16 protein-coding genes are annotated in these 21,658 nt (G+C 66.5%); 11 read left to right on the forward strand and 5 right to left on the reverse strand.

The window, feature by feature from the left end; all coding sequences use genetic code 11:
* The first annotated feature begins 58 nt into the window (after positions 1 to 58).
* The 8 genes from ACN9MU_RS26645 (at position 59) to ACN9MU_RS26680 (ending at position 10,435) form a co-directional block, all read left to right on the forward strand.
* A complete protein-coding gene (locus ACN9MU_RS26645; RefSeq protein ID WP_426343671.1) occupies positions 59 to 1,462 on the forward strand; it encodes an efflux transporter outer membrane subunit in 1,404 nt (467 codons plus the stop codon).
* 13 nt (positions 1,463 to 1,475) lie between these two features.
* A complete protein-coding gene (locus tag ACN9MU_RS26650) occupies positions 1,476 to 2,621 on the forward strand; it encodes an efflux RND transporter periplasmic adaptor subunit (RefSeq protein ID WP_426343672.1) in 1,146 nt (381 codons plus the stop codon).
* A gap of 9 nt (positions 2,622 to 2,630) precedes the next feature.
* Positions 2,631 to 5,729: an efflux RND transporter permease subunit gene (locus ACN9MU_RS26655; RefSeq protein WP_426343673.1), complete on the forward strand. Its 3,099-nt coding sequence runs from the start codon at positions 2,631 to 2,633 to the stop codon at positions 5,727 to 5,729.
* A 10-nt stretch (positions 5,730 to 5,739) separates the two neighbouring features.
* Positions 5,740 to 6,204 carry an AraC family transcriptional regulator gene (locus ACN9MU_RS26660; RefSeq protein ID WP_426343674.1) on the forward strand — a complete coding sequence of 155 codons (465 nt, stop codon included), beginning with the start codon at positions 5,740 to 5,742 and terminating at the stop codon, positions 6,202 to 6,204.
* A gap of 2 nt (positions 6,205 to 6,206) precedes the next feature.
* Positions 6,207 to 6,710 carry a DUF1003 domain-containing protein gene (locus ACN9MU_RS26665; protein ID WP_426164334.1) on the forward strand — a complete coding sequence of 168 codons (504 nt, stop codon included), beginning with the start codon at positions 6,207 to 6,209 and terminating at the stop codon, positions 6,708 to 6,710.
* Positions 6,711 to 6,795: 85 nt separating this feature from the next.
* Positions 6,796 to 9,129, forward strand: coding sequence for a VIT domain-containing protein (locus tag ACN9MU_RS26670; RefSeq protein WP_426343675.1), 2,334 nt, complete (start codon positions 6,796 to 6,798; stop codon positions 9,127 to 9,129).
* Positions 9,126 to 9,911: an archaeosortase/exosortase family protein gene (locus ACN9MU_RS26675; RefSeq protein WP_426343676.1), complete on the forward strand. Its 786-nt coding sequence runs from the start codon at positions 9,126 to 9,128 to the stop codon at positions 9,909 to 9,911. The genes ACN9MU_RS26670 and ACN9MU_RS26675 overlap by 4 nt, the downstream gene beginning before the upstream one ends.
* Entirely contained in the window at positions 9,908 to 10,435 is a 528-nt protein-coding gene (locus tag ACN9MU_RS26680; RefSeq protein ID WP_426343677.1) for a hypothetical protein, read from the forward strand. Before ACN9MU_RS26675 ends, ACN9MU_RS26680 begins: the two co-directional genes overlap by 4 nt.
* Here ACN9MU_RS26680 and ACN9MU_RS26685 read toward each other — a convergent pair.
* From ACN9MU_RS26685 to ACN9MU_RS26705, 5 genes are read right to left on the reverse strand one after another with little or no spacing between them, the layout of a single operon-like run.
* The gene (locus tag ACN9MU_RS26685) at positions 10,432 to 11,820 is read right to left on the reverse strand and encodes an efflux transporter outer membrane subunit (RefSeq protein WP_426343678.1); all 1,389 of its coding nucleotides are present in this window, start codon (positions 11,818 to 11,820) and stop codon (positions 10,432 to 10,434) included. The two genes, ACN9MU_RS26680 and ACN9MU_RS26685, sit on opposite strands and share 4 nt — an antisense overlap.
* On the reverse strand, positions 11,817 to 12,959 hold the full coding sequence (locus tag ACN9MU_RS26690; RefSeq protein WP_426164344.1) for an HlyD family secretion protein: 1,143 nt from the start codon (positions 12,957 to 12,959) through the stop codon (positions 11,817 to 11,819). The genes ACN9MU_RS26685 and ACN9MU_RS26690 overlap by 4 nt, the downstream gene beginning before the upstream one ends.
* Positions 12,956 to 14,581 (reverse strand): MFS transporter, encoded by a 1,626-nt coding sequence (locus ACN9MU_RS26695; RefSeq protein ID WP_426343679.1) that lies wholly within the window; start codon positions 14,579 to 14,581, stop codon positions 12,956 to 12,958. Before ACN9MU_RS26695 ends, ACN9MU_RS26690 begins: the two co-directional genes overlap by 4 nt.
* A gap of 38 nt (positions 14,582 to 14,619) precedes the next feature.
* The gene (locus ACN9MU_RS26700; RefSeq protein WP_426343680.1) at positions 14,620 to 16,899 is read right to left on the reverse strand and encodes a catalase; all 2,280 of its coding nucleotides are present in this window, start codon (positions 16,897 to 16,899) and stop codon (positions 14,620 to 14,622) included.
* A gap of 15 nt (positions 16,900 to 16,914) precedes the next feature.
* Positions 16,915 to 17,175, reverse strand: a complete 261-nt coding sequence (locus ACN9MU_RS26705; RefSeq protein ID WP_426164350.1) for a hypothetical protein — start codon at positions 17,173 to 17,175, stop codon at positions 16,915 to 16,917.
* Positions 17,176 to 17,311: 136 nt separating this feature from the next.
* On the opposite strand from ACN9MU_RS26705, the gene ACN9MU_RS26710 reads away from it, so the two are divergent.
* From ACN9MU_RS26710 to ACN9MU_RS26720, 3 genes are all read left to right on the forward strand, one after another.
* On the forward strand, positions 17,312 to 19,408 hold the full coding sequence (locus tag ACN9MU_RS26710) for a hypothetical protein (protein ID WP_426343681.1): 2,097 nt from the start codon (positions 17,312 to 17,314) through the stop codon (positions 19,406 to 19,408).
* Between the two features lie 83 nt (positions 19,409 to 19,491).
* Positions 19,492 to 20,289 (forward strand): substrate-binding periplasmic protein, encoded by a 798-nt coding sequence (locus ACN9MU_RS26715; protein ID WP_426343682.1) that lies wholly within the window; start codon positions 19,492 to 19,494, stop codon positions 20,287 to 20,289.
* Between the two features lie 71 nt (positions 20,290 to 20,360).
* Positions 20,361 to 21,485, forward strand: a complete 1,125-nt coding sequence (locus ACN9MU_RS26720) for a branched-chain amino acid ABC transporter substrate-binding protein (RefSeq protein ID WP_426164356.1) — start codon at positions 20,361 to 20,363, stop codon at positions 21,483 to 21,485.
* The last annotated feature ends 173 nt before the right edge of the window (positions 21,486 to 21,658 follow it).

Genomic DNA, 21,658 nt, shown 5'->3' on the forward strand with positions numbered 1-21,658 from the left:
GATGTTAATTGTTTGATTTGTATGCTCTAATTCACGTTGCGCAAATTGAAAGGACGGCATGAAGAGATATCAGGTCCCGCTATCGGTGGCGGCCATGCTGGCGCTCAGCGCCTGCGGCATCACCGGACCGGCGAACAAGGTCGCGGCGGATGCGCCGCAACAATGGCAGGCCCCCCTGCCCCATAACGGCAGTACCGGTGAACTGGCCAATTGGTGGCAGCGCCAGTCCGATCCGCTGCTGGTGCAGTTGATCGAGGCCGCACAGGCGGCCAGTCCCACCATCGCCAGCGCCCAAGCGCGCTTCGCAACAGCCAGCGCCGAGCGCACCGCCGCCGGCGCCGCCCTCGCACCTTCGCTGACCGGTGTACTGACCTCCACCCGCATGAGCCAGCAGTCCGCCAGCGCTCCTACCAATACCACCACCCAGCTGCTGGCCCAGGCCCAGTGGGAAATCGACCTGTTCGGCGGCGGTCGCGCGCGCCGCAACGCTGCCATCGCGCGCCATGAAGGCGCGCAGGCGGGCTGGCACGAAGCCCGCGTCAGCGTGGCGGCCGAAACGGCCAACCAGTATTACAGCCTGCGCGCCTGCGAAAAGCTGCTGGACGTTGCCCGCATGGATGCCGCCTCGCGCGCCCATACCGCGCGCCTGACCGACATCACCACCAAGGCCGGCTTCCAGTCGCCCTCCGCCAATGCCCTGGCCCGCGCCAGCGCCGCCGACGGCAATAACCGCGCGGTAGCCCAGCGCGCCGCTTGCGACAGCGAACTGAAAGTGCTGGTGGCGCTGACCGCCATCCCGGAACCGGAGCTGCGCACGCGCCTGGGCGACAGCGCAGCCGAAGCCGTGCTGTCGCCGGAAGCCGGCGTCGCCATCGATACGGTGCCGGCCCAGGTGCTGGCACAGCGTCCGGACGTGTTCAACGCCGAGCGCGAAGTGGCTGCTGCCAGCTACGACGTCGCCAGCGCGCGCGCCGAACGCCTGCCGCGCCTGGGCCTTTCCGGCTCCATCGGGCGCGGCCGCCTGCATGCCGGCGGCCAGGACATCACCGCCAACGTGTGGACCATCGGCCCCCTGCAAATGACGCTGCCCATCATCGACTGGGGCGTGCGCCGCGCCAATGTGGAAGCTTCCCGCGCCCGCTATGACGCAGCCGTATCGAGCTACAAGGCCAGCGTGCGCCAGGCAGTGTCGGAGGTTGAACAGGCGCTGGTGGCGCTGCAAAGCACGCAGGAGCGTGCCGAGGATGCGCAAACCGCGCTGGACGGCTATCGCAGCTTCTTCACCGCGACCGAAGAACGCTACAAGAACGGGCTGGCCAGCCTGCTTGAACTGGAAGACGCCCGCCGTACGCGGCTGGCCGCAGAAAACACAGTGGTGAACCTGCAGCGCGAACGCAGCGCCGCCTGGATCGCCCTGTACCGTGCAGCAGGCGGCGGCTGGACCGCACCTGCCGCGCAATAAGATTGGACAAACTATGAAACCACTGCACCGCACTCCCTCCGCTGTCGCCGCCCTGGCAGTTGCTACTGCCCTTGCCGCCCTGGCCCAGGCGCCCTGCGCCATGGCCGAAGACAAGAAGCCTGCCGCCGCCAAGCCATCGCTGACCGTCACGACCGTCCGCCCTCAGAAAACCAGCCTGCCGATCCGCCTGACCGCCAACGGCAACGTCGCCGCCTGGCAAGAGGCAATCATCAGCAGCGAATCGAACGGACTGCGCCTGTCGGACGTCAAAGTCAACGTGGGCGACGTCGTCACCAAGGGCGAAGTACTGGCCGTGTTTGCGCCGGAAACCCCGCAGGCCGAAGTGGCGCAAGCCAAGGCCGCCTTGATGGAAGCCGAAGCTGCCGCCGCGGAAGCGAAGGCCAATGCCGAGCGCGCACGCTCGATCCAGGACACCGGCGCCCTGAGCGCCCAGCAGATCAGCCAGTACACCACCGCCGAAGCCACGGCCCAGGCGCGCGCCGCCTCCGCCAAGGCCATGCTGGCGTCGGCCGAACTGCGCCTGCGCTACACCAGGGTGGTCGCGCCCGACGCGGGCGTGATCTCGGCCCGCAGCGCCACCGTCGGCGCCGTCGCCGGCCCGGGAACAGAGCTGTTCCGCATGATCCGCCAGGGACGCCTGGAATGGCGCGCCGAAGTCACGGCCGCCGACCTGCGCAACATCAAGATTGGCGGCAATGCCGTCGTCAAGGCCGCCAATGGCAGTGAACTGACCGGCAAGGTGCGCATGGTGGCGCCGACCATCGACCCGCAGACCCGTTCCGCCCTGGTCTATGTCGACCTGCCGCCGAATAACGGCAAGCAGGCGCCGTTCAAGGCCGGCATGTTCGCCACCGGCCAGTTCGAGCTTGGCGCATCCGATGCGCTGACCGTGCCGCAGCAGGCAATTACCGTGCGCGATGGCTTCAGCTACGTCTTCCGCCTGAACCAGGACCAGCGCGTGAGCCAGGTCAAGGTGCAGCCGGGCCGCCGCATCGGCGACCGCATTGAAGTGCTGTCCGGACTGGCGCCCGATGCGCAGATCGTGGCTGCCGGCGCAGGTTTCCTGAACGACGGCGACCAGGTACGCAATACCGGCGCGCCGGCGCAAGCCGCTGCGGCGGTCAAGCCGGCACGCTAAGGAGGCGCCGTGAACTTTTCCGCCCTCTCAATCAAACACCCGGTTCCGGCGATCATGCTGTTCATCCTGCTGTCGCTGGCAGGCTGGATGGCCTACCGCGCCAACCCGGTGCAGGACTTCCCGGACATCGAACTGCCGATCGTCACCGTTTCCGCCTCGCTGCCCGGCGCCGCGCCGGCCCAGCTGGAAACCGAAGTGGCGCGCAAGATCGAGGATTCGGTCGCCACGCTGCAAGGCGTGAAGAACATCTACGCCAAGGTGCTGGACGGCACCGCCACCATCACCGTTGAGTTCATCCTCGAGAAGAACCTGTCCGACGCAGTCAACGAAGTGCGCGACGCCGTCACCCAGGTGCGCGCCGACATGCCCGGCGAAATGCGCGACCCGGTGGTCAGCAAGGTGTCCACCGCAGGCCGCGTGATCCTGGCCTTCACCGTCACGCCGAAGCAAGGAACGAAGATCGACGATGCGGACCTGAGCTGGTATGTGGACAATACCGTGGCCAAGAAGCTGCTGTCGGTGCCAGGCGTCGGCGCCGTCAAGCGCGTCGGCGGCGTGAGCCGGGAAATCCGCGTCGAGCTGGATGACGAACGCATGGCGGCCCTGCGCGTGTCCGCGCTGGACGTGTCGCGCATGCTGCGCCAGGTGCAGAAGGAAGCGCCGGGCGGGCGCGGCGACGTCAGCGGCGCCGAGCAATCAGTGCGCACCATCGCGACCGTGAAAAGCGCGCAGGAACTGTCGCAGATGGATATCCCGCTGGGCGACGGCCGCCACATCCGCCTCGAGCAGGTGGCCGACGTGACCGACACCATTGCCGAACCGCGCTCGGAAGCGACGCAGGACGGCAAGAAAGTGGTCGCCTTCGAAATCTTCCGCACCAAGGGCGCCAGCGAAACCCAGGTTGCCGCCGACTCGCGTGCCGCGGTGGAAGAACTGCGCAAGGCGCATCCGACCATCGACATCACACAATCGATCGACAATGCCGAGCCGGTTGCCGAGAACTTCGACGGCTCGATGGAACTGCTGTACGAGGGCGCCATCCTGGCCGTGCTGGTGGTGTGGTGGTTCCTGCGCGACTGGCGCGCCACGCTGGTAGCCGCTTCGGCGCTGCCGCTGTCGGTGCTGCCGGCCTTCCTCGGCATGTACTGGATGGGCTTCACGCTGAACACCGTGACCTTGCTGTCCCTGGCCCTGGTGGTAGGCGTGCTGGTGGACGACGCGATCGTGGAAATCGAAAACATCGAGCGCCACCTGCACATGGGCAAAACGCCGATGCAGGCCGCGCTTGAAGCGGCCGACGAAATCGGCATGGCGGTGATCGCCACCACCTTTGCCCTGGTTGCCGTGTTCCTGCCGACCGCCTTCATGGGCGGCATTCCCGGCAAGTTCTTCAAGCAGTTCGGCTGGGCCGCCGTGCTGGCGGTGCTGGCATCGCTGGTCGTGGCGCGTTTGCTGACGCCGATGATGGCGGCCCACCTGCTGAAGCAGACCGACAAGCCGCAGCAGGAAGACGGCTGGATCATGCAGCGCTATATGAAGACCATGCGCTGGTGCCTGAATAATCGCGGCAAGACCGCGCTGGCCGCAGGCGCGTTCTTTGTCGGCTCGATCATGCTGGTGGGTCTGCTACCGACCGGCTTCGTGCCGCCGGCCGACCGCGGCCAGACCATGGTCAACCTGGAACTGCCGCCCGGCTCCACGCTGGCTGAAACGCGTGCCATCGCCGAGCGCGCCCGCCTGGCCATCATGGAAGTCAAGCCGGTCACCAACGTATTCAGCTCCATCGGCGGCGGCTCTTCCGGCGACGCCTTTGCACCCGGCGCCGCGGCCGAAGCGCGCCGTGCCGTGCTGACCATCACGACCAAGCACCGCAACGACCGCAAGGAGTCGATGCCCCAGATCGACGACATGATCCGCGAAAAGCTGTCCGCCCTGCCGGGCGCGCGCTTCACCGTCGGCCCACCGGATACCGGCGTGAAGATGCAGCTCGTGCTGCGTTCGGAAGACCCGGTGGCGCTGATCGAGTCGGCGCGCAAGGTGGAGCGCGACCTGCGCACCCTGCACGGCATCGGCAATGTCACCTCGAGCGCTTCGCTGGTGCGTCCGGAAATCATCGTGCGCCCCGACTTTGCCAGGGCGGCCGACCTGGGCGTGACCGCCAATGCCATCGGCGAAACGGTGCGCGTGGCCACCGCCGGCGACTACGACTTCGAACTGACCAAGATGAACCTGGCCGAACGCCAGGTGCCGATCCGCGTCAAGCTGCCGGACAGCGTGCGCGCCGACCTGGATGCCATCGGCCGCCTGACAGTCCCCGGCCGCAATGGCCCTGTGATGCTGGCCAATGTGGCGACCATCACCATGGATTCCGGCCCGGCCCAGATCGACCGCCTGAACCGCAGCCGCAACGTGACGCTGGATGTGGAGCTGGGCAGCCGCTCGCTGGGCGAACTGGATGAAGAGGCACGCCAGCTGCCGTCGATGAAGAACCTGCCGCCAACCGTGACCCGCGCCGAACTGGGCGACACGCAGGAAATGCAGAACCTGTTCGCCAGCTTCGGCATCGCCATGCTGATCGGCGTGCTGTGCATCTACGGCGTGCTGGTGCTGCTGTTCCACGATTTCCTGCAGCCGCTGACCATTCTTGCCGCGCTGCCGCTGTCGATCGGCGGCGCCTTCGTGGCGCTGCTGGTGACGCAGAAAGCGCTGTCGATGCCATCCATGATCGGCCTGATCATGCTGATGGGGATCGTGACCAAGAACTCGATCCTGCTGGTCGACTATGCCATCCTGGCGCGCGCCGAAGGCATGAGCCGCTTCGATGCGCTGGTCGACGCCTGCCACAAGCGAAGCCGCCCGATCCTGATGACCACCATCGCCATGGGCGCCGGCATGATGCCGCTGGCCATGGGCTGGGGCGCCGACCCGAGCTTCCGCTCGCCGATGGCGATTGCCGTGATCGGCGGCCTGATTACTTCCACCCTGCTGTCGCTGCTGGTGGTGCCGGCCGTGTTCACCTATGTGGACGATGCCGAACACCTGATCAAGCGCATCGTGCATAAGGTACGCAAGCCGCACAAGCATGCAGCGGCGCCCGTCGCCGAATGAGGAGCCTGCCATGAAAGTCCGCACCGTAGCAATCGAACCGGCCCGCGTTGCCTGCCTGCGTCACACCGGGCCCTTTGGCCCGGCCCTGGGTGAATTCTGGCGCGACGTGGTGGCGCCGTGGATGCAGTCTAACGGCCTGATGGGACGCGTCACCTACGGCGTGGCGATGGATGATCCCGGCAATACTCCGCCAGAGAAGTGCCGCTACGACGCCTGCGTCGAAGTCGGGCATGACGACCCGGCGCCGCCGCCAGCGGCGCTGGCAACCATTCCCGGCGGGCGCTATGCCGTGGCGGACTATTATGGCCCGGCAGGCGGTATTGGCGACGCGTGGCATGAATTCTATTCACGGGGCTTGCCCGAGGCGGGCTTGAAAGGCCGCCCCGGCCCCTGCTTCGAACGTTATGCCGCAGATTTTCGCGCGGACCCGCAAACGGGCGAATTCGCCTGCGAACTCTTTATCCCGATCGACTGATCATGAGCAGCCAGCCAGGCCACGACAGCGACCACCTGCGCTTTCATCGCGAACATGAACACCTGAGCAAGACCTTTGGCGCGGACACCTTCGGCCTCAAGGCCGAAGCGTTCGCCCGCTTCTTCGGCACGCCGCTGTTCCTCGGGGCGCAGACTGTCATCGTGGCGGTGTGGATCGGTGCGAACATCTGGGGCCTCACGCGTTTCGACCGCTACCCCTTCATCCTGCTGAACCTTGCGTTCAGCCTGCAGGCAGCTTACGCGGCGCCGCTGATCCTTCTCGCGCAAACGCGCCAGGCCGAACGGGACAAGGCCCACAACGATGCCGACGCGCGCCACCGCGAGGCGCTGGCACAGCAGGCGGCCCGCCACACAGCGCAGATGATGGAGCTGCTTCGCCAGAATACTGAACTGACCCAGACCACCAAGGAGCTGGTCGAGCGCATCGACAAGCTGACCGCTGAAGTTCACGGCCACCTGCTGCATGAGCGGAAGGACGGTTCCTGAGCATCACGCAGCTTCACAGGAAACACATAATCAACGCATAATCGGCATTCACAATTGCGCTTCCACCATCCACCATGGAAGCGCAATGCCAACAAATTCCGCCGTAGCAGGCCGGCCGGCAAACGGGACTATCGCGTTTGTCGCACTGTTCGGGGTCGCCCTGCCCATCGCCGCGCTGCTGTTTGAGTCAATCACCGGCATGTGCCGCCAGATCTTCTTCGATCCCCTTCCGACGCCGATTCACTTCGCCTTGTACGCCACCATTCCATTGGCAAACGTACGGCTATTGCTCGCACTGAGGCGCGGCGCGGCATTGCCGCCGCGCTGGGCCCTTTTGCATGCATTCTCCGCCGGCGTTGCCGTGTTTTACAGCCTGGTATTCCTGCCGATATCCCCCATTGCGGCATTCGCGGTCATCGCGCTCGGCATCGGCCTGCTTGGCCTCTCGCCGATGTTTGCCGTCGCATGCGTCGTATTCTCCAGAAAGGCATTGAGGGCTGGAAGCGGACAATCGCCTGGCAAGCTGTGGCAAGGCATCGCGCTCGCATTCCTGGTACTGCTGGTGATAGATGCCCCGTCCACCATGACAAGGATCGGCATGCAGATGGCTGCGTCGGATTCCGCCGAAATTCGCTTGCGCGGCATCCGGCTCTTACGCAAAGTGGGCGATGAGGACTTGATGCTGCGCCTTTGCTACCGCCAGGGCGCACAGGCGACCGACATGCTCGGCACCCTGTTCACAAGCCAGGCGGAAGCCGACCCGCAGCGTGCCCGAACCGTCTTCTACCAGGTGACGGGAACAGTATTCAACTCCCGTCCCGCGCCTGTTCACCCCTCGATGCGCGAGTGGGAGCGCACATTCGACGATGGCCTGGGAAATGCCGATGTCGGCCAGCGCGTCAACGACGTCGCGCTGGCAGCCTCGCGCATGGATGGATCGATTGACGCCAATGCCGCGCTGGGCTACTTGGAATGGACCATGGAGTTTCACAACAAGTCGCCCAGCCAGCAGGAAGGCCGGGCCGAAGTAGTCCTGCCGCCGGGCGGCGTCGTGTCGCGCGCAACGCTGTGGATTGACGGAGAGGAGCGCGAGGCCGCTTTCGGAGCCCGCGCGCAGGTACGCGAAGCCTACGCGAAAGTGGTCAGAAAAAACCGTGATCCGCTGCTGGTCACCACGGCGGGGGATGACCGGATTCTGGTGCAGCTGTTTCCAATCCCCCCATCCGGCGACATGAAAATCCGCCTCGGCATCACCATTCCCCTGGTGACTCAAGGCCAGCAAGCAATGCATCTCCGGTTGCCGGCCTTCAGTGAACGCAACTTCGACCTGGCGCCGGACTTGCGCCACGCCGTATGGTTCGAGTCAGCCGCACCGTTGAAAGGCAGCCCCGGGTTAAGAGCCCAGGCAGGCCCACGCGGCATCTTTGCCGTACGCGGCGAACTGGCCGAACCCTTGCCGGCGCATCCAATGCATACGGTCTGGGTGCCAGGCGCGCGGCCGGCAGCGCTGGCATGGAGCACCGATGAGAAAGGCGGAGACGGCAAGAACGTCGTCCAGGAAGTCAGCGAAGCCACCGCCATTCCGCCGCAGCGGGTGGCCATCGTCATCGACGGCTCGGCCTCAATGCTGCAACGGAAGCATCAACTGCTTGAGGCCCTGGCTTCCTTCCCGCGAAACATCGAGATGGCCGTGGTGTTTGCCGGGGACGAGACACCGTCGCTGTTCCTCCATGACGGCACCAACTCGCTACTTACGCGCCAGTACATCGGCAAGCTTGACTTCGCCGGCGGACGCGATAACAGCGAAGCACTGGGTATGGCGTGGAACTGGGCCGCCATGTCGTCGCGCGGAGCGATTGTATGGATCCATGGCGCCCAGCCGCTGGCATCCCAGTCAACAGGCGCCTTGCAGCAGCGGCTGGAACGCAGGGCAAGCCAGGTCGCCCTGTATGACCTGGCCGTGGAACGGGGACCAAACGTGATAGCGCAGCAGCTCGAGGGAGCAAGCGCGGTAGCAAGCTTCGGCAACCTGGCCGAAGATCTCGGCAAGCTGTTTGCACAATGGGCGCCCGGAGCCAGGCGCACGGTCCTGTTGCGCGAGCGACGCAGCGGCGGTGGCATGCCACAATCGAGCCAAACCTCGCAGCACCTGGTGCGGCTGTGGGCGGCAAACGAAGTCGCCGCAATGAGCGCAGCCTCGTCCCGGAAAGCGGATGCCGTCAGCCTGGCCGTGCGCTACCAGTTGGTTACCCCCGTCACCGGCGCCGTGGTGCTGGAAACGCGCGAGCAATACAAGGATGCCGGCCTGGAGCCCGTACCGCCGGGCAGCGTGCCGACTATCCCTGAGCCGGAAACCTGGGCGATGATCCTGGTGGCGACCCTCATGCTGGCGTGGCACCGCCGCCTCAGGCCGCAATGAAGCCGGCGCCATTTCCCCTGCTGCTGGCCGCATTGTGCCTGGCGTGCTGGCCGGTCCTGCTCTGGTTCGCCACGGGCACGCTGGACGGTTCGAACGACAGTGCAGGCTTGCTGGCCGCGGCGGCCGCCGCAGCCGTCGTAGCCTTTGCGCCGGCGCAGCAAACCCTGGCACGTCCGCTGCTGCTGCCGTGCGCATGCCTTGCCGTCTATCTCGCCGCCACCATTTGCAAGGTGCCTGTGCCGGCGCGTTCGTTGATCCTTGCGGCGGCAATCACTGCGCTGGCCAGCAGCGCCAGGCAGGGCAAGCGATTTGACGTAGCCCTGTTATCGCTTTGCATCCTTGCATTGCCGTTCGCCGCAACCTTGCAGTTCTACCTGGGATATCCGCTGCGGGTTCTCGCCGGCGACGTCTCGGTTTTCCTGCTGCGCATGAACGGCGTCCTCGTAACGCGCGAGGGCGCCATGCTGGCATGGCATGGACAGCTGGTGTCGATCGACGCACCATGCAGCGGAGTGAAAATGCTGTGGACAGGCCTGCTCCTGGCAAGCGCCACGGCAGGAGCCAGGCGCCTTGCATCGCTACCCACGGCTGCGGCGCTGACGCTGGCAGTCGTCGTGGTCGTTGCGGCCAATGCACTCCGCGCTTCGGCGCTGTTCTACGTGGAAACCGGCATCGTGCACCTGCAGCAGGCGGCGCATGGCGCCATCGGCATCGTCAGCTTTGCCGGCGCGGGCGCGGCAATCCTGTTCATGACCCATCGCATGGGCAGGAGTGCTCCATGAGACCGTTAGCCGCCATGGCGTTCGCAGGCTTGTGCGTTTTGGCCGCGCTCGCGCCCGCGTGCGTCGAAAGCGGTGCAAGCTCCCGCGTCATGGCCGGCTTTCCAGGATGGCCCGCCAGCTTTGAAGGCAAGCCGCTTTCGCCGCTTCCCCTCACGCCGATCGAAGCGCGTTTCCAGCAGAACTTCCCTGGACGCGTAGGCCGATTCAGCGATGGCGAGCGCGAAATCGTCATCCGTTGGGTGGACCGGGGCACGCGCAAGCTGCATGCAAGCAGCGACTGCTTCAAGGCGAATGGCTACGAGCTCGCCATGCGGCCCGTCAAGATCGTCGGAAACGAGCGCTGGTCGGGCTTCATCGCGTCCCGCGGAGCGCAGCAGCTTGAAGTGCACGAACGGATTACCGATGGCCACGGCGGGCAGTGGAGCGACGTCTCGGCCTGGTATTGGGCAGCGCAACTGGGGCAGACAAACGGACCGTGGTGGGCCATCACCGTTGCGAAAAGCGCCAGCGGGCATGCGCCTTAGTCGGCCGCCCAGCCGCCGCCCAGTGCGCGGTACAGGTCCACGCTGGCGCCCAGCACGCGGCTGCGCAACTGAAGGCGCGTCACGTCGGCGTTGAACAGCGTGCGTTGCGCATCCAGTTCTTCCAGGTAGGAGGCGTAGCCATTGCGGTAGCGGTTGCGCGCAATGCGCAGCGTTTCGGCCGCCGTGGCGCGGCGCGCGTCATTCTGTACCGACTGCTCCTGCAAACGCTGCAAGGCCGTCAGGCTGTTCTCCACTTCCACCAGCGCCGCGCGCACCGTCTGCTCGTAGGCCACCAGCGATTGGTCGCGCTGGGCGGCGGCGGCATCGGTCTGCGCCTGCACGCGGCCGCCATCCCAGATTGGCGCGGTCATGCCTGCGCCTACGCGCCACAGGAAGGTCGGATCGTGCAGGAACTTGCTGAAATCCGGCGATTGCATGCCGCCGGTAGCGGTAAGGCGGAAGGCCGGCAGCAATTGCTCGCTGGTCGCCCGCACCCCGGCCTTCGCTGCCGCCAGATTGTGCGCGGCGCGCGCGATGTCGGGACGCCGCTGGAGCAAGCTTGATGGGAGGCCGACCGGTATTTCCGGCGGGGACAGTTCGTCCAGGGTCTTGCCGCGCGCGACCGGACCTGGGCTGCTGCCGGCCAGCAGGGACAGTGCGTTTTCCTGGTCGCTGATTTGCCGCTGCAACTGCGGGATCTGTTCGGCGGCGGCCTCGTACTCGGCTTGCGCCTGCAGCCATTCCAAGCGCGAGGTATAGCCGGTCTCGAACTGCCGCTGCGCCAGCCGGCGCGATTGCTCGCGCAAGTCCAGGGTGGCGCGCGCCAAGTCGAGTTGGGCATCGAGCCCGCGCAGTTGCAGGTAGCCGTTGGCAGCCAGCGCCGCCACCGACAGTTGCGCGGCGTCAGCGTTGGCCTGTTCGGCTGCCAGCGATTGCCCTGCCGCCTCGCTGGCATGCGCCAGGCGCCCCCACAAGTCGACTTCATACGCCGCCTGTAACTCGCCGGAAAACAGGTTGGTGATGTAGGGCACGCCGTTATAGGCCAGTGTGCGCGTGCGCACTGGCGCCAAGGTGGCGCCCAGCGTCGGCGCCCGGTTGGCCTCCGCCGCCGCCACCCGCGCGCGGAACTCCGCCACGCGCAAGCGCGCCAGCCGTGCGTCCGTATTGTGCTCCAGCACTCGATTCACCAATGCGGACAGCGCCGGATCGCCGTACGCCTGCCACCACTCGCGCTCCAGCAAGGCCCGTGATGAGGCCCCACTTGTGGCGGGAGGCTGGCTGCGCCATTGCCCGGGGACCGACAGCTGCGGTTCGAGCGCTGCGGGGATGCGCGCGGCGCAGCCGGCCAGCGCCAGGGCAACGCATGCGGCAGCGCTACGCTTCATGGCCGCGCTCCCGCTGCTTTCTCGTTCAGGACAGCGGAGGTATCGACGCTGACGATGACCGACATCCCTGGCCGCAGGCGTTGCGCCAGCTTCTGGCCCTGGTCGATCCTGATCCGCACGGGAATCCGTTGCGAGATCTTGACGAAGTTGCCCGTTGCGTTATCTGCCGGCAGGACGGCGAACTCGGAACCGGTGGCAGGCGATATCCGCTCAACCTGCCCGGTCAGGGTGGCGCCATCCAGCGCGTCGACCTTGAAGGTTGCGCCCTGCCCCACCTGCACGGCGTTCATCTGCGTCTCCTTGAAGTTGGCGATTACCCACATCTCACGCGGCACCAGGCCCATAAGCTGCGCACCGGAGGCCACATACGCGCCACGCCGCACGTTCACCTGTCCGAGTTGCCCGTCGGCCGGTGCGACGATGCGTGTATTGTCCAGGTCCACGCTTGCTGCTTTCAGCGCCGCCTCCGCATTTGCCACTGCCGCCTCCAGGGCGCCGCGATTCACGGTGACGGATTGCGCCTGCTGGCGCGCGATATCCACGTTCGCCCTGGCCTGGGCTACCGCCGCCAGCGCCTGCGCACGCGCCGCTCGCTGCGCATCCTGCTCGCGTACCGACAGCGAACCGTCGCCGACCAGTTGCTCCGCCCGCCCGTAATCTGCCGAAGCACGCGCCGCCTGCGCCTGCGCATTCGACAGCACGGCTTCCTGCAGGGCGATGCCGGCCCTGGCGCTGGCGCGCGACTGTTCCCAGTTCGCCAGTGCTGCCTTTTGCGCGGCCAACTGGGCCTGTGCCTGCTCGAAGCGCTGGCGGTAAATGCGCGAATCCAGTTCCACCAGCAGGTCGCCCTTGTGCACGAACTGGAAGTCCTGCACCTTCACGTCCGCTACATAAGCAGGCAGTTGCGATCCTATGACTGTCACCTGACCGCGCACCGTGGCGTTCTCGGTCGACACCACTGGACTGGTGAAGGGCGGCAGGCGCCACGCGTACAGCACGATCAGTACGCCAATCAAGGCGATCAGGGCGAAACCAATGCCCGACAGCCACTGTGCGCGCCGGTCTGGCGCAGGAGGCGCAGGCGCGGTGGCGGGTGCCGCAGTTGCGGGAGTCTCGTTTGCTGGTGGTGATGCGCTCATTGAGCCCCCGAATTGGAAAGTGAAACCTGCGCCATGCCAGTCTGCGCATTCTGCGCCGGCGCCGCCGGACGGGTGGCCGTGCACACCTGCCACGCATAATGCAGCGCCATCCACGCCAGCGTGCCGCAAGCAACAAAGAAGATCATCAGGAAGACGTCGTTATAGGCCAGGATATTGGCCTCCCGGGTCGCCGCCCCGCTCAGAGACGGCAGGCCGAACGCTTGCACCCGCGACGCTACCTGCGGGTCCTGCAGCGTCAGGTGCTCCACCAGCTGGCTGGAATGGAATTTTTCACGCAGCACCTGGAACGTCCCCACCAGCGCCGAGCCAAGCAGGCTGCCCAGGTTCTGCGTCATCGAAAACATCAGCGAGAAGCTGATCAGGTTGCACGGCTGCGCGATCACCGCACCGAAGCCCGACACGAAGATCGGCCCAAGGAAGAACGTGCCGCTGAACGCCAGCAGGAACTGGCTGAAATACATCTGCTCCGGGCGCGTCAGGCTGGTGGCCTGCGAATCGATCCACGCTCCCACTGCCATTAGCGCCAGCGCGAACATCAGCATCGGCTGCAGGCGCTGCGGCGCGATGAGTAGGGCACTGGCGAGAATGCCCAGCGTGGCCCCGGCCAAGGCCACCAGCCACAGGGTTTGCATCTGGTCGTTGTTCAAGCCGATCGCCTGCAGGAAGCCGACCGCGCCGCCCGCCTCCGACTGCACCACGCGGATCAGCAGCACCGAGATCGCCAGGCGCGTCATGCTGGCAGTGGTCAGCCAGCGCGTATTGAGCAGGGGCTTGCGCCGGTTATGTTCGATTGCCACCGCCGCCGTGAACAAGATGATGAAGGCGACCAGGGCCCAGCCGATCCAGCGCGCCTCGAACCACCATACCATGCGGCCCAGCGCCAGCACGGCGCACAGGAAGGCCACGCCGGGCGCGAACAGCGCAAAGGTCACGAAGTCCATTTTCTCGAACGCTTTCACGCGGTCGCCGGGAGGAAGCTTGAGCAGCAGCACGCAGCCGAAGGACAGCAGCGCCATGCCCAGCTCGAAAGAATACAGGCCGTGCCATTCGGCGATGGACAGCAGTTCGGAAGAGAAGATGCGCGCCAGCGGCAGCGACAATTGGGCAAAGCCGATGCCCAGCACCACACCCTTCAAGCGGTGCTGGGCCGGGAAGGCCTGCAGCACATAGTACAGCCCCAGCACCGTCAGCGCGGCGCCGCTGATGCCGTGCGCCGCACGCACTGCGATGGCCGACGCCAGGCCGTGCACGAACAGGTGGGCCACCGTGACCACGGCATACAGCAACAGGAACAGTTCGGTGAACAGGCGCAGGCCAAACTGCTGGCGGAACTTCACCAGCAACAGGTTCATGGAGACATTGCCCATGACGTAGGCCGCCGGCAGCCATTGGATCTCCGCGCTGGTCACGCCCAGCGAGCCCTGGGCATAGACTAGGTTAACCGTGACCAGCGCGTTCCCGAGTCCGCCGGTCAGCGCGACGATCAGCCCAACCAGGAGGAAGGCCAGCCGCTTTGGTGCCGAGTGCAGCGGCGTAGAGGGAGAGCCCGGCAGCAGCGGGCGCTCGTGAGGCAGCCATTTTTGTGGGGCGTACTCATCCATTGGATTAGTCTACACCCAGGCAGAACGGCTGCCTACAACTACACTGCCGGCGGGTCGGTCTCCCTGTCGAACACGCGCGGCCCCGCCAGGGCTGCGATGAATGCCGCCAGGGCCGGCTGCAGGTCGGCCGGCGCCGTGCCTATCAGGCCCGGGTCGGGCACGCCGCCCGGCAAGGTCGCCGGCACTCCTGCTGCCGCCAGCAGCGTCGCCCCCGCGCCCACCACCATCAGCGGCTTGCAGTGGCGGTATTGCAGCGTCACGAACTCCACTGCCAGCGCGTTGGCCGCCAGGGTTTCGGCCGCGGCATCGCCATCGGGCACCACCACGGCATCGAACAGCACTGCCGGCCCGGTCTCCAGCGACATGTCGGACTCCAGTCCGCCGACCATGCCGACGTGGGGCGCCACCAGGCGCGTGACCGCGCCCTGCGCTTCCAGCCCGGCCTGCAGCGCATCGACCATGGCCTCGTCGCAGCCGGCCGCGATCAGGATCGCGACCTTGCGGCCGTGGATGCCCACCTGCCCCGGCCGCGACAGCAGCGACAGCCCGGGCGACGGCTGGTAGGTGGGCAGCTCGCGCGTCGTGGCCATCGGCTGCGGGTCCGGCACCCTGGTGCCCAGGCGTAGCGCCACCATGTCCGCCAGCGCCGCATCGACGTTGACCAGCATGGACAAGGTGCGTTCGCGTATGGCTGGCACCTGCACCTTGCTCAATTCGAAGCTGAAGGCATGCGCGATGTGCATCTGCTCGGCCGGCGTCTGGCTTTGCCAGAACAGGCGCGCCTGCGAGTAATGGTCGGCGAACAGTTCCGGCTTGCCGCGCACCTTGTCTTCCTGCACCGGTTCCGGGAAGGACATGAAGCCCATGCGGCCGGCCTGGAAGGGGCAGCCTCCGCCCAGCGAGTTCGGTTCGTACGCTACGCGCCCGCGGTGAATGGCCTGGCGGTGCATGCCGTCGCGCTGGTTGTTGTGCACCTGCGCGACCGGGGCATTGATCGGGATCTCATGGAAATTCGGCCCGCCCAGGCGGCTGATCTGGGTGTCCACGTAGGAGTGGATGCGCCCGGCCAGCAGCGGGTCGTTGCTGAAGTCGATGCCCGGAACGACATGGGCGGCGCAGAACGCCACCTGTTCCGTCTCGGCGAAGAAGTTGTCGGGGTTACGGTCCAGCACCATGCGGCCGACCGGCTGCAGCGGCACCAGTTCTTCCGGCACGATCTTGGTCGGGTCGAGCACGTCGAACGGGAATTCCGCCGCTACTTCTTCTGTGAAGACTTGCAGCGCCAGCTCCCATTCCGGATATTCGCCCATTTCGATCGACTCCCACAGGTCGCGGCGGTGGAAATCGGGGTCGGCGCCGGAAATGCGCACGGCCTCGTCCCACACGAGCGAATAGGTACCCTGCCTGGGCAGCCAGTGGAACTTGACGAAGCGCGACTGCCCCGCCGCATTGACCATGCGGAAGGTATGCACGCCGAAGCCCTGCATGGTGCGGAAGCTGCGCGGGATGGCGCGATCCGACATCAGCCACATCAGCATGTGCATCGATTCCGGCATCAGCGACACGAAATCCCAGAATGTGTCATGCGCGCTGGCCGCCTGCGGCATGGCGTTGTGCGGCTCCGGCTTGACCGCATGCACCAGGTCCGGGAATTTCATCGCGTCCTGGATGAAGAAGACAGGCATGTTGTTACCGACCAGGTCCCAGTTGCCTTCGTCGGTATAGAACTTGACGGCGAAGCCGCGCACGTCGCGTGCGGTATCGGTCGAGCCGCGCTCACCGGCCACGGTGGAGAAGCGCACGAAAACCGGCGTGCGCTTGCCCGCAGCGGCAAACGGCGCGGCGCGCGTCAGCTCCGTCAACTCGCGGTAGCACTCGAAGTAGCCGTGCGCTGCGGAGCCGCGCGCATGCACCACACGTTCGGGAATGCGCTCGTGGTCGAAGTGCGTGATCTTCTCACGCAGGATGAAGTCTTCCAGCAGCGCGGCGCCGCGCAAGCCGGCCTTCAGGGAATTCTGGTTGTCGGCAACCGGCACGCCCTGGTTGGTCGTGAGCGGCTGGCCGCCGGCATCGGTACGGACCCGGTCGAGCGGTCCGTTATTGGGATTGTCGCCCTGCGGCGGCGTGCCGGCCCCGGCCTTGGGCGATGCGGCGCCCTCGCTGGCGGTGCCGGCTGTCTCCAGCGGATCCGCTGGACTGGCAGTGGCGCCGGCAGGCGGAACGCCCGCGCCATGCTCCGCAGCCTTGTTGACGTTGTAGGGAAATTGCGCGGCCAGTCCGGCGCCGCGTTTAGCCGGGTCAGGTTTGGTCGTGGGCACGGCGCGCTCCCCGGTTCAATGCTTGCGCGAACCGAGCAGCTTGGAGACAGCGTAGCCTGCGGCCAGCGCAACCAGCAGCGATTTGCCCGGGCTCTGGCGCACGTAGTTGCGTCCGGATTCGGCGAAGCGCTTGTAGGCAGCATTCAACTGGTCGCCTTTGGCGCCCACCTGGTCGGTGATGCTGGTGATGTTGTCGGCCACCTTGTCAATCGTGCTGTGCATGCCGGCGCGCAAGTCCTTGGCCGGGTTGTCGCTGCGGGTGATGTTGTTGTCCATGATCGGGATCCTTATCGTTCAGGTTGCAGTGGAAGGGTCAAGATAAGGCTGCACGCTTGCATCCACCGTGCGCCACCTAACGATGTGCGGCGGCGATTTCAGGCAAGCTGAGATTGTCCCTGTTGAAAGGTGCCGTGTGATTCCTATCGACCCTGTCACGAGCGCAAGCACCGTCACGCCGGCAACGCTGGGCGACCGTGTGGCGCCGGCTTCGGCGACGCCTGCGCCCGCCAATACCACGCCCTCGGTGTCCTCGCTTGGCCTGTTCCTGTCCAACCTGGTCCTGGCGCAGCGGCGCTTGCGCGAGCTGGCCGCATCAGGCGGCGATGCCGCGGCATTCGCAGCTGCGGCCCAGCAGGTGGTCGAGAACATGAATGCCAACGCCCCCGCCACCCTGGCGGCCGTGCTGACATCGCAACAGGCAGCGCTGGGGCAGGCCGGGATCAACGTCGCCAGCGGCGGCACGCTGTCGGCGGACGACGGCACCCTGGCGGCGGCGTTCAACGCGGCGCCGCAACGTGCCATCGCCGGGCTCGGCGAAGCGGTCGGCGCGGTGGCCGACGCTGCCGCTGCCGCTGCCCAGCCTGGCGCCGGCGCACTGGCGCTGGCAGCCGCTGACGATGCAGCAGCGACACCGTCGCCCAACCTGGCAGACCTGGCAACTCAGCAGCGTATTGCGGCGGAACAGGCGGCCGAAACCCGCCGCGTTGCCAGCGAGGCCCTGGCCGCCAACCAGCTGGAAAATACCCAGCAGCAGCGTATCGCCGAGGCACAGGCTGCGGAAACGCGGCAATTGGAAAGTACCCGGGAAGAAGACCTCGCCGCACAGGCATTGGCCGACCGCCTCGACGCCGCGCGCCGCGCCGCCGTGCAAGAGGCCGAAACCAACCAGCTCGGCCGCACCCGTGCCGAACGCGCGGCGGCCGACCGTCTCGATACCGCACGCCGGCTGGTCGCAGAGCAAGCAGAGTCCGCCGAGACGGAAGAACTGATCGCCGCCCGACTGGCACTTGCCCGCCAGCAGGCAGCAAGCACTGCGAATGCCGCGCCCGCCAGCACTGCCGCCGGCAATGCACCAGCCGGTTCGGCTGGCGCGACGGCAGGCGAAACGCCATCACCGGCCCAGGCTGGTGCTGCCGCGAACGCAACAGCAACGATCGCTGGCCCGCCGACGCCCGAGCAGGCCGCGACAGTGGCCGCACAAGAATTCCGTGCCGAGCAAGCCGCGACAAGCGCCGCACGTACGCGACAGGACCAGGCAGATGCCTCTGCAGCACAGGCCAGGCGCATTGCCGAAGAAAGCGAACGTACCCGCGCAGCCGCGACAAGCGACGCCCTGTCCCTGCAAGACCGGTTGACCGCCCAGCGCCTGGAACAGGCAAGGAGCGCCGCCCGCGATGTGGCGACCGAACAAGCAGAAGACCGTCTCGAAGCTCGCCGCCAGGCATTGCGTGAAGCCCAGGCCGCTGCGCAAGCTGCCGCCACGCTGACCAGCAACGCTGCCATCGCGCCACCGGCCGCCCCGCCCAACCCGGCCGTCGCTGGTGCACCGGCTGCACCGCCTGGCGCCGTCCCACCCGGCAATACCGCGATCCGCCCACCGGAGGCAGCAATCAGCGCGGCAGGACCACAGGTCAGCGGCGCAAGCGCAAGCGGCATTGCCGCCGGCCCAGGACCAGGCCCGGCGGCGGGCGCCGGCCAGGCCGGCGCCACCGCGGCAGGCACCTCCGCCACGGCCGCTGCTGCTGCCGCTGCCGCGCAGGAAGCGAGCGCAGCCGCCGAGCGCGCCGCCCTTGCTGCCGAGGCAGCGCGCCGCGCTGCCGCTCCCACGTCGCAGCAAGCCCAACGCCTGCAAGCCGCCGACCCCGCCATTGCCGCCGCTGTGGCGGCCTACCGTACCGGCGATATCGCCGCCGCAGCGGGACGTCCTCCCGCCGCGGCGCCGGCCATCGAACCGGTTCCCGCCCCGGTGGCCGTGCCCGCCACCACGCCCGTCGCGCCGGTCCAGTCACGCCCGGTCCAGCGCGCAGCAGAGCCCGCTACCGGCCGCCATGCCGGCGCGGGCGGGCAGCCGGGCAACAGTGCCGGCAGCGGCGCAGCTGGCGCCGGCACGCCCGGCGAAGGAGCACTGGCAGGGCGCGCACGCGGCGGGCGGGCTGCGCCTGGTGCGCCGCAGGCTCCAGGCACGCCGGCAGCGCCGCCTCCCGGCAGCCGCATTGACAATAATGCTTGAAAGCAAACGGAACGTTGTCGGCACGCACTAGCTGATCTGTATCGTGCTCCCCCTCCCTTCCAGCCGGCGGCAAAATCAAATGCATGATTTCCACGCCTCGCCGCCGCTTGCTGCGCACCGGTCCCCTGCTGTTGGCCAGCGCCCTCGGCTTGCCCATCCGGGCCGAGCCGCAGCCGGTCACGCTGATTGTCGGCGAAGCACTGGACCAGAACGGGAAGGTGCAGGCGCTGCGCCCCTGGCAGCAACAATTGTTCGCGTACCTTGAAGCCGAACTCGGCGTCAAGTTCCAGCTCCGCATGTACCCCTGGGCGCGCGCCGAACGCAATGCCCGCAATGGCGCCGGCCTGGTTTTCGGCCTGCCCAAGAATTCCGATCGGTTGCGCGACCTGCACTACAGCGAACCGGTCGCCAGCAATACCTTGTGGATCGTCACCCGCAGCGACGCCACATTTCCTTTCGAATCACTGGCCGACCTGAAAGGCAAGACCGTCGGCGCCGTCCACGGCTACGGATACGGCGAAGAATTCGAGCAATCGCGTAACAAACTGTTTCGCGTGGAAGACGATATTCCATCGCGCACCATACGCCTGCGGCGCCTCCTGTTGAAGCGGGTGGACGCTGTGCTGCTTTTCCAGCCTGACTGGCAGAATGCGGCAGAAGTGCAAGCCGAGTTGCGCGCCTTCGCTGCCCCTCTGGCCAGGGAACTCCAGTTGCCGCCGGGGCTGACGCTCAGCGTACTGCCTCGCCCAGTCCAGGCCGAGAACCAGCAGTACTTCGCTATTTCCAAGGGCAAGGACGCCGGCCTGATCGACCGCATCAACGCCGCCCTCGCCAAGCAGCAAAAGCGCGCCTCCCTCTCCAGGCCTCCCCGTGCTTCATGATGCGCTGCGGCTTGCCGCGCCGCCCGGATTGTGGATAATCACGCCATCGACAAACAAAGGGAGACCCTTCGATGAAGCTGAAGCACTCGGCAAGCGCAGTGGCGCTGCTGGCAATGGCCGCTGGCGCCTGCGCGCAGGACATGGTGGTAAAGATCGGCCATAGCGGCCCGCTGTCCGGCGCACAAGCGTTTTCCGGCAAGGACAATGAAAACGGCGCTCGCCTGGCCATCGAAGAACTGAACGCCAAGCCGATCACCGTCGGCGGCAAGAAACTCAAATTCGAACTGATGTCGGAAGACGACCAGGGCGACCCGAAAGCTGGCGTTTCCGCCGCCCAGAAGCTGGCCGATGCCGGCGTCAAATACGTGGTCGGCCCGTACAACTCCGGCGTCGCCATTCCCGCTTCCCGCATCTATAACGAAGCCGGCGCCCTGATCGCACCGGTAGCAACCAACCCGAAGTTAACACAACAAGGTTACAAGGGAATCTTTCGCATCAATGCCAGCGACACCCAGCTCGGCTCCAAGATGGCGCTGTACGCCGCCAATGAGCTGAAGGTGAAGAATGTCGCGGTAATCGACGACCGCACTGCCTTCGGACAGGGCCTGGCGGAAGAATTCAAGAAGCAGGCACGCGCTTCCGGCCTGCAGGTCGCCGGCCACGAATACACTACCGACAAGGCGGTCGACTTCACCGCCATCCTGACCAAGCTGAAATCGAAGAACGTCCAGGCCGTATTCTTCGGCGGCTACGCGCCGCAAGGCGCACCGATGGCGCGCCAGATGAAGCAGCTGGGCATCCAGGCCAGGCTGCTGGGCGGCGACACCATCTGCACCGCGGAAATGGGCAAGCTGGGCGGCGATGCCGTCGGCGACAATGTCCTGTGCGCGCAGGGCGGCGCGCTGCTGGAGAAAGCGGCTTCCGGCCCGGCCTTCAAGGCCAAATTCAAGAAGCGCTTCAATGCCGAACCGGACGTCTATGCGTCGGCCTACTACGACGCCGTGCTGATGTACGCCGCCTCGATGCAGAAGGTGAATTCGATCGACCCGGCCAAGGTCGGCGCCGATATTTCCGCCGGCAGCTACAAGGGCGTCTCCGGCACATACGCCTTCGATGCCAAAGGCGACATGAAGTCCTCGCCAGTGACCATCTTCAGCTTCAGGAACGGCCAGCCGGCCCCCATAGCAAGCTATTAAGAAGCCCCGCTTCCCCTGCGGCCGGCCACAGCAGCCGGCCGCAGTTCCCAACTGTCGCGAATCTTCCACAGTGACAATTGGAGAATTTATCGCGCGTTTTTGCCGCTAGACTCCTTCCTGTAGTTGCTGCACGGCCCCCCGGCCGCGCCACATGGCAACTCGCCAATCGGCCC

Origin of the sequence: Pseudoduganella sp. R-32, assembly GCF_049913245.1 — a bacterium.
In the GTDB taxonomy this organism is placed as follows: domain Bacteria; phylum Pseudomonadota; class Gammaproteobacteria; order Burkholderiales; family Burkholderiaceae_D; genus Rugamonas.

Coding starts and splice junctions, on each gene's coding strand:
- ACN9MU_RS26665 (WP_426164334.1), top strand. CDS start 6,207: ATGAGCAGCCAGCCAGGCCACGACAGCGACCACCTGCGCTTTCATCGC.
- ACN9MU_RS26675 (WP_426343676.1), top strand. CDS start 9,126: ATGAAGCCGGCGCCATTTCCCCTGCTGCTGGCCGCATTGTGCCTGGCG.
- ACN9MU_RS26670 (WP_426343675.1), top strand. CDS start 6,796: ATGCCAACAAATTCCGCCGTAGCAGGCCGGCCGGCAAACGGGACTATC.
- ACN9MU_RS26715 (WP_426343682.1), top strand. CDS start 19,492: ATGATTTCCACGCCTCGCCGCCGCTTGCTGCGCACCGGTCCCCTGCTG.
- ACN9MU_RS26695 (WP_426343679.1), bottom strand. CDS start 14,581: ATGGATGAGTACGCCCCACAAAAATGGCTGCCTCACGAGCGCCCGCTG.
- ACN9MU_RS26685 (WP_426343678.1), bottom strand. CDS start 11,820: ATGAAGCGTAGCGCTGCCGCATGCGTTGCCCTGGCGCTGGCCGGCTGC.
- ACN9MU_RS26650 (WP_426343672.1), top strand. CDS start 1,476: ATGAAACCACTGCACCGCACTCCCTCCGCTGTCGCCGCCCTGGCAGTT.
- ACN9MU_RS26705 (WP_426164350.1), bottom strand. CDS start 17,175: ATGGACAACAACATCACCCGCAGCGACAACCCGGCCAAGGACTTGCGC.
- ACN9MU_RS26720 (WP_426164356.1), top strand. CDS start 20,361: ATGAAGCTGAAGCACTCGGCAAGCGCAGTGGCGCTGCTGGCAATGGCC.
- ACN9MU_RS26645 (WP_426343671.1), top strand. CDS start 59: ATGAAGAGATATCAGGTCCCGCTATCGGTGGCGGCCATGCTGGCGCTC.
- ACN9MU_RS26660 (WP_426343674.1), top strand. CDS start 5,740: ATGAAAGTCCGCACCGTAGCAATCGAACCGGCCCGCGTTGCCTGCCTG.
- ACN9MU_RS26680 (WP_426343677.1), top strand. CDS start 9,908: ATGAGACCGTTAGCCGCCATGGCGTTCGCAGGCTTGTGCGTTTTGGCC.
- ACN9MU_RS26690 (WP_426164344.1), bottom strand. CDS start 12,959: ATGAGCGCATCACCACCAGCAAACGAGACTCCCGCAACTGCGGCACCC.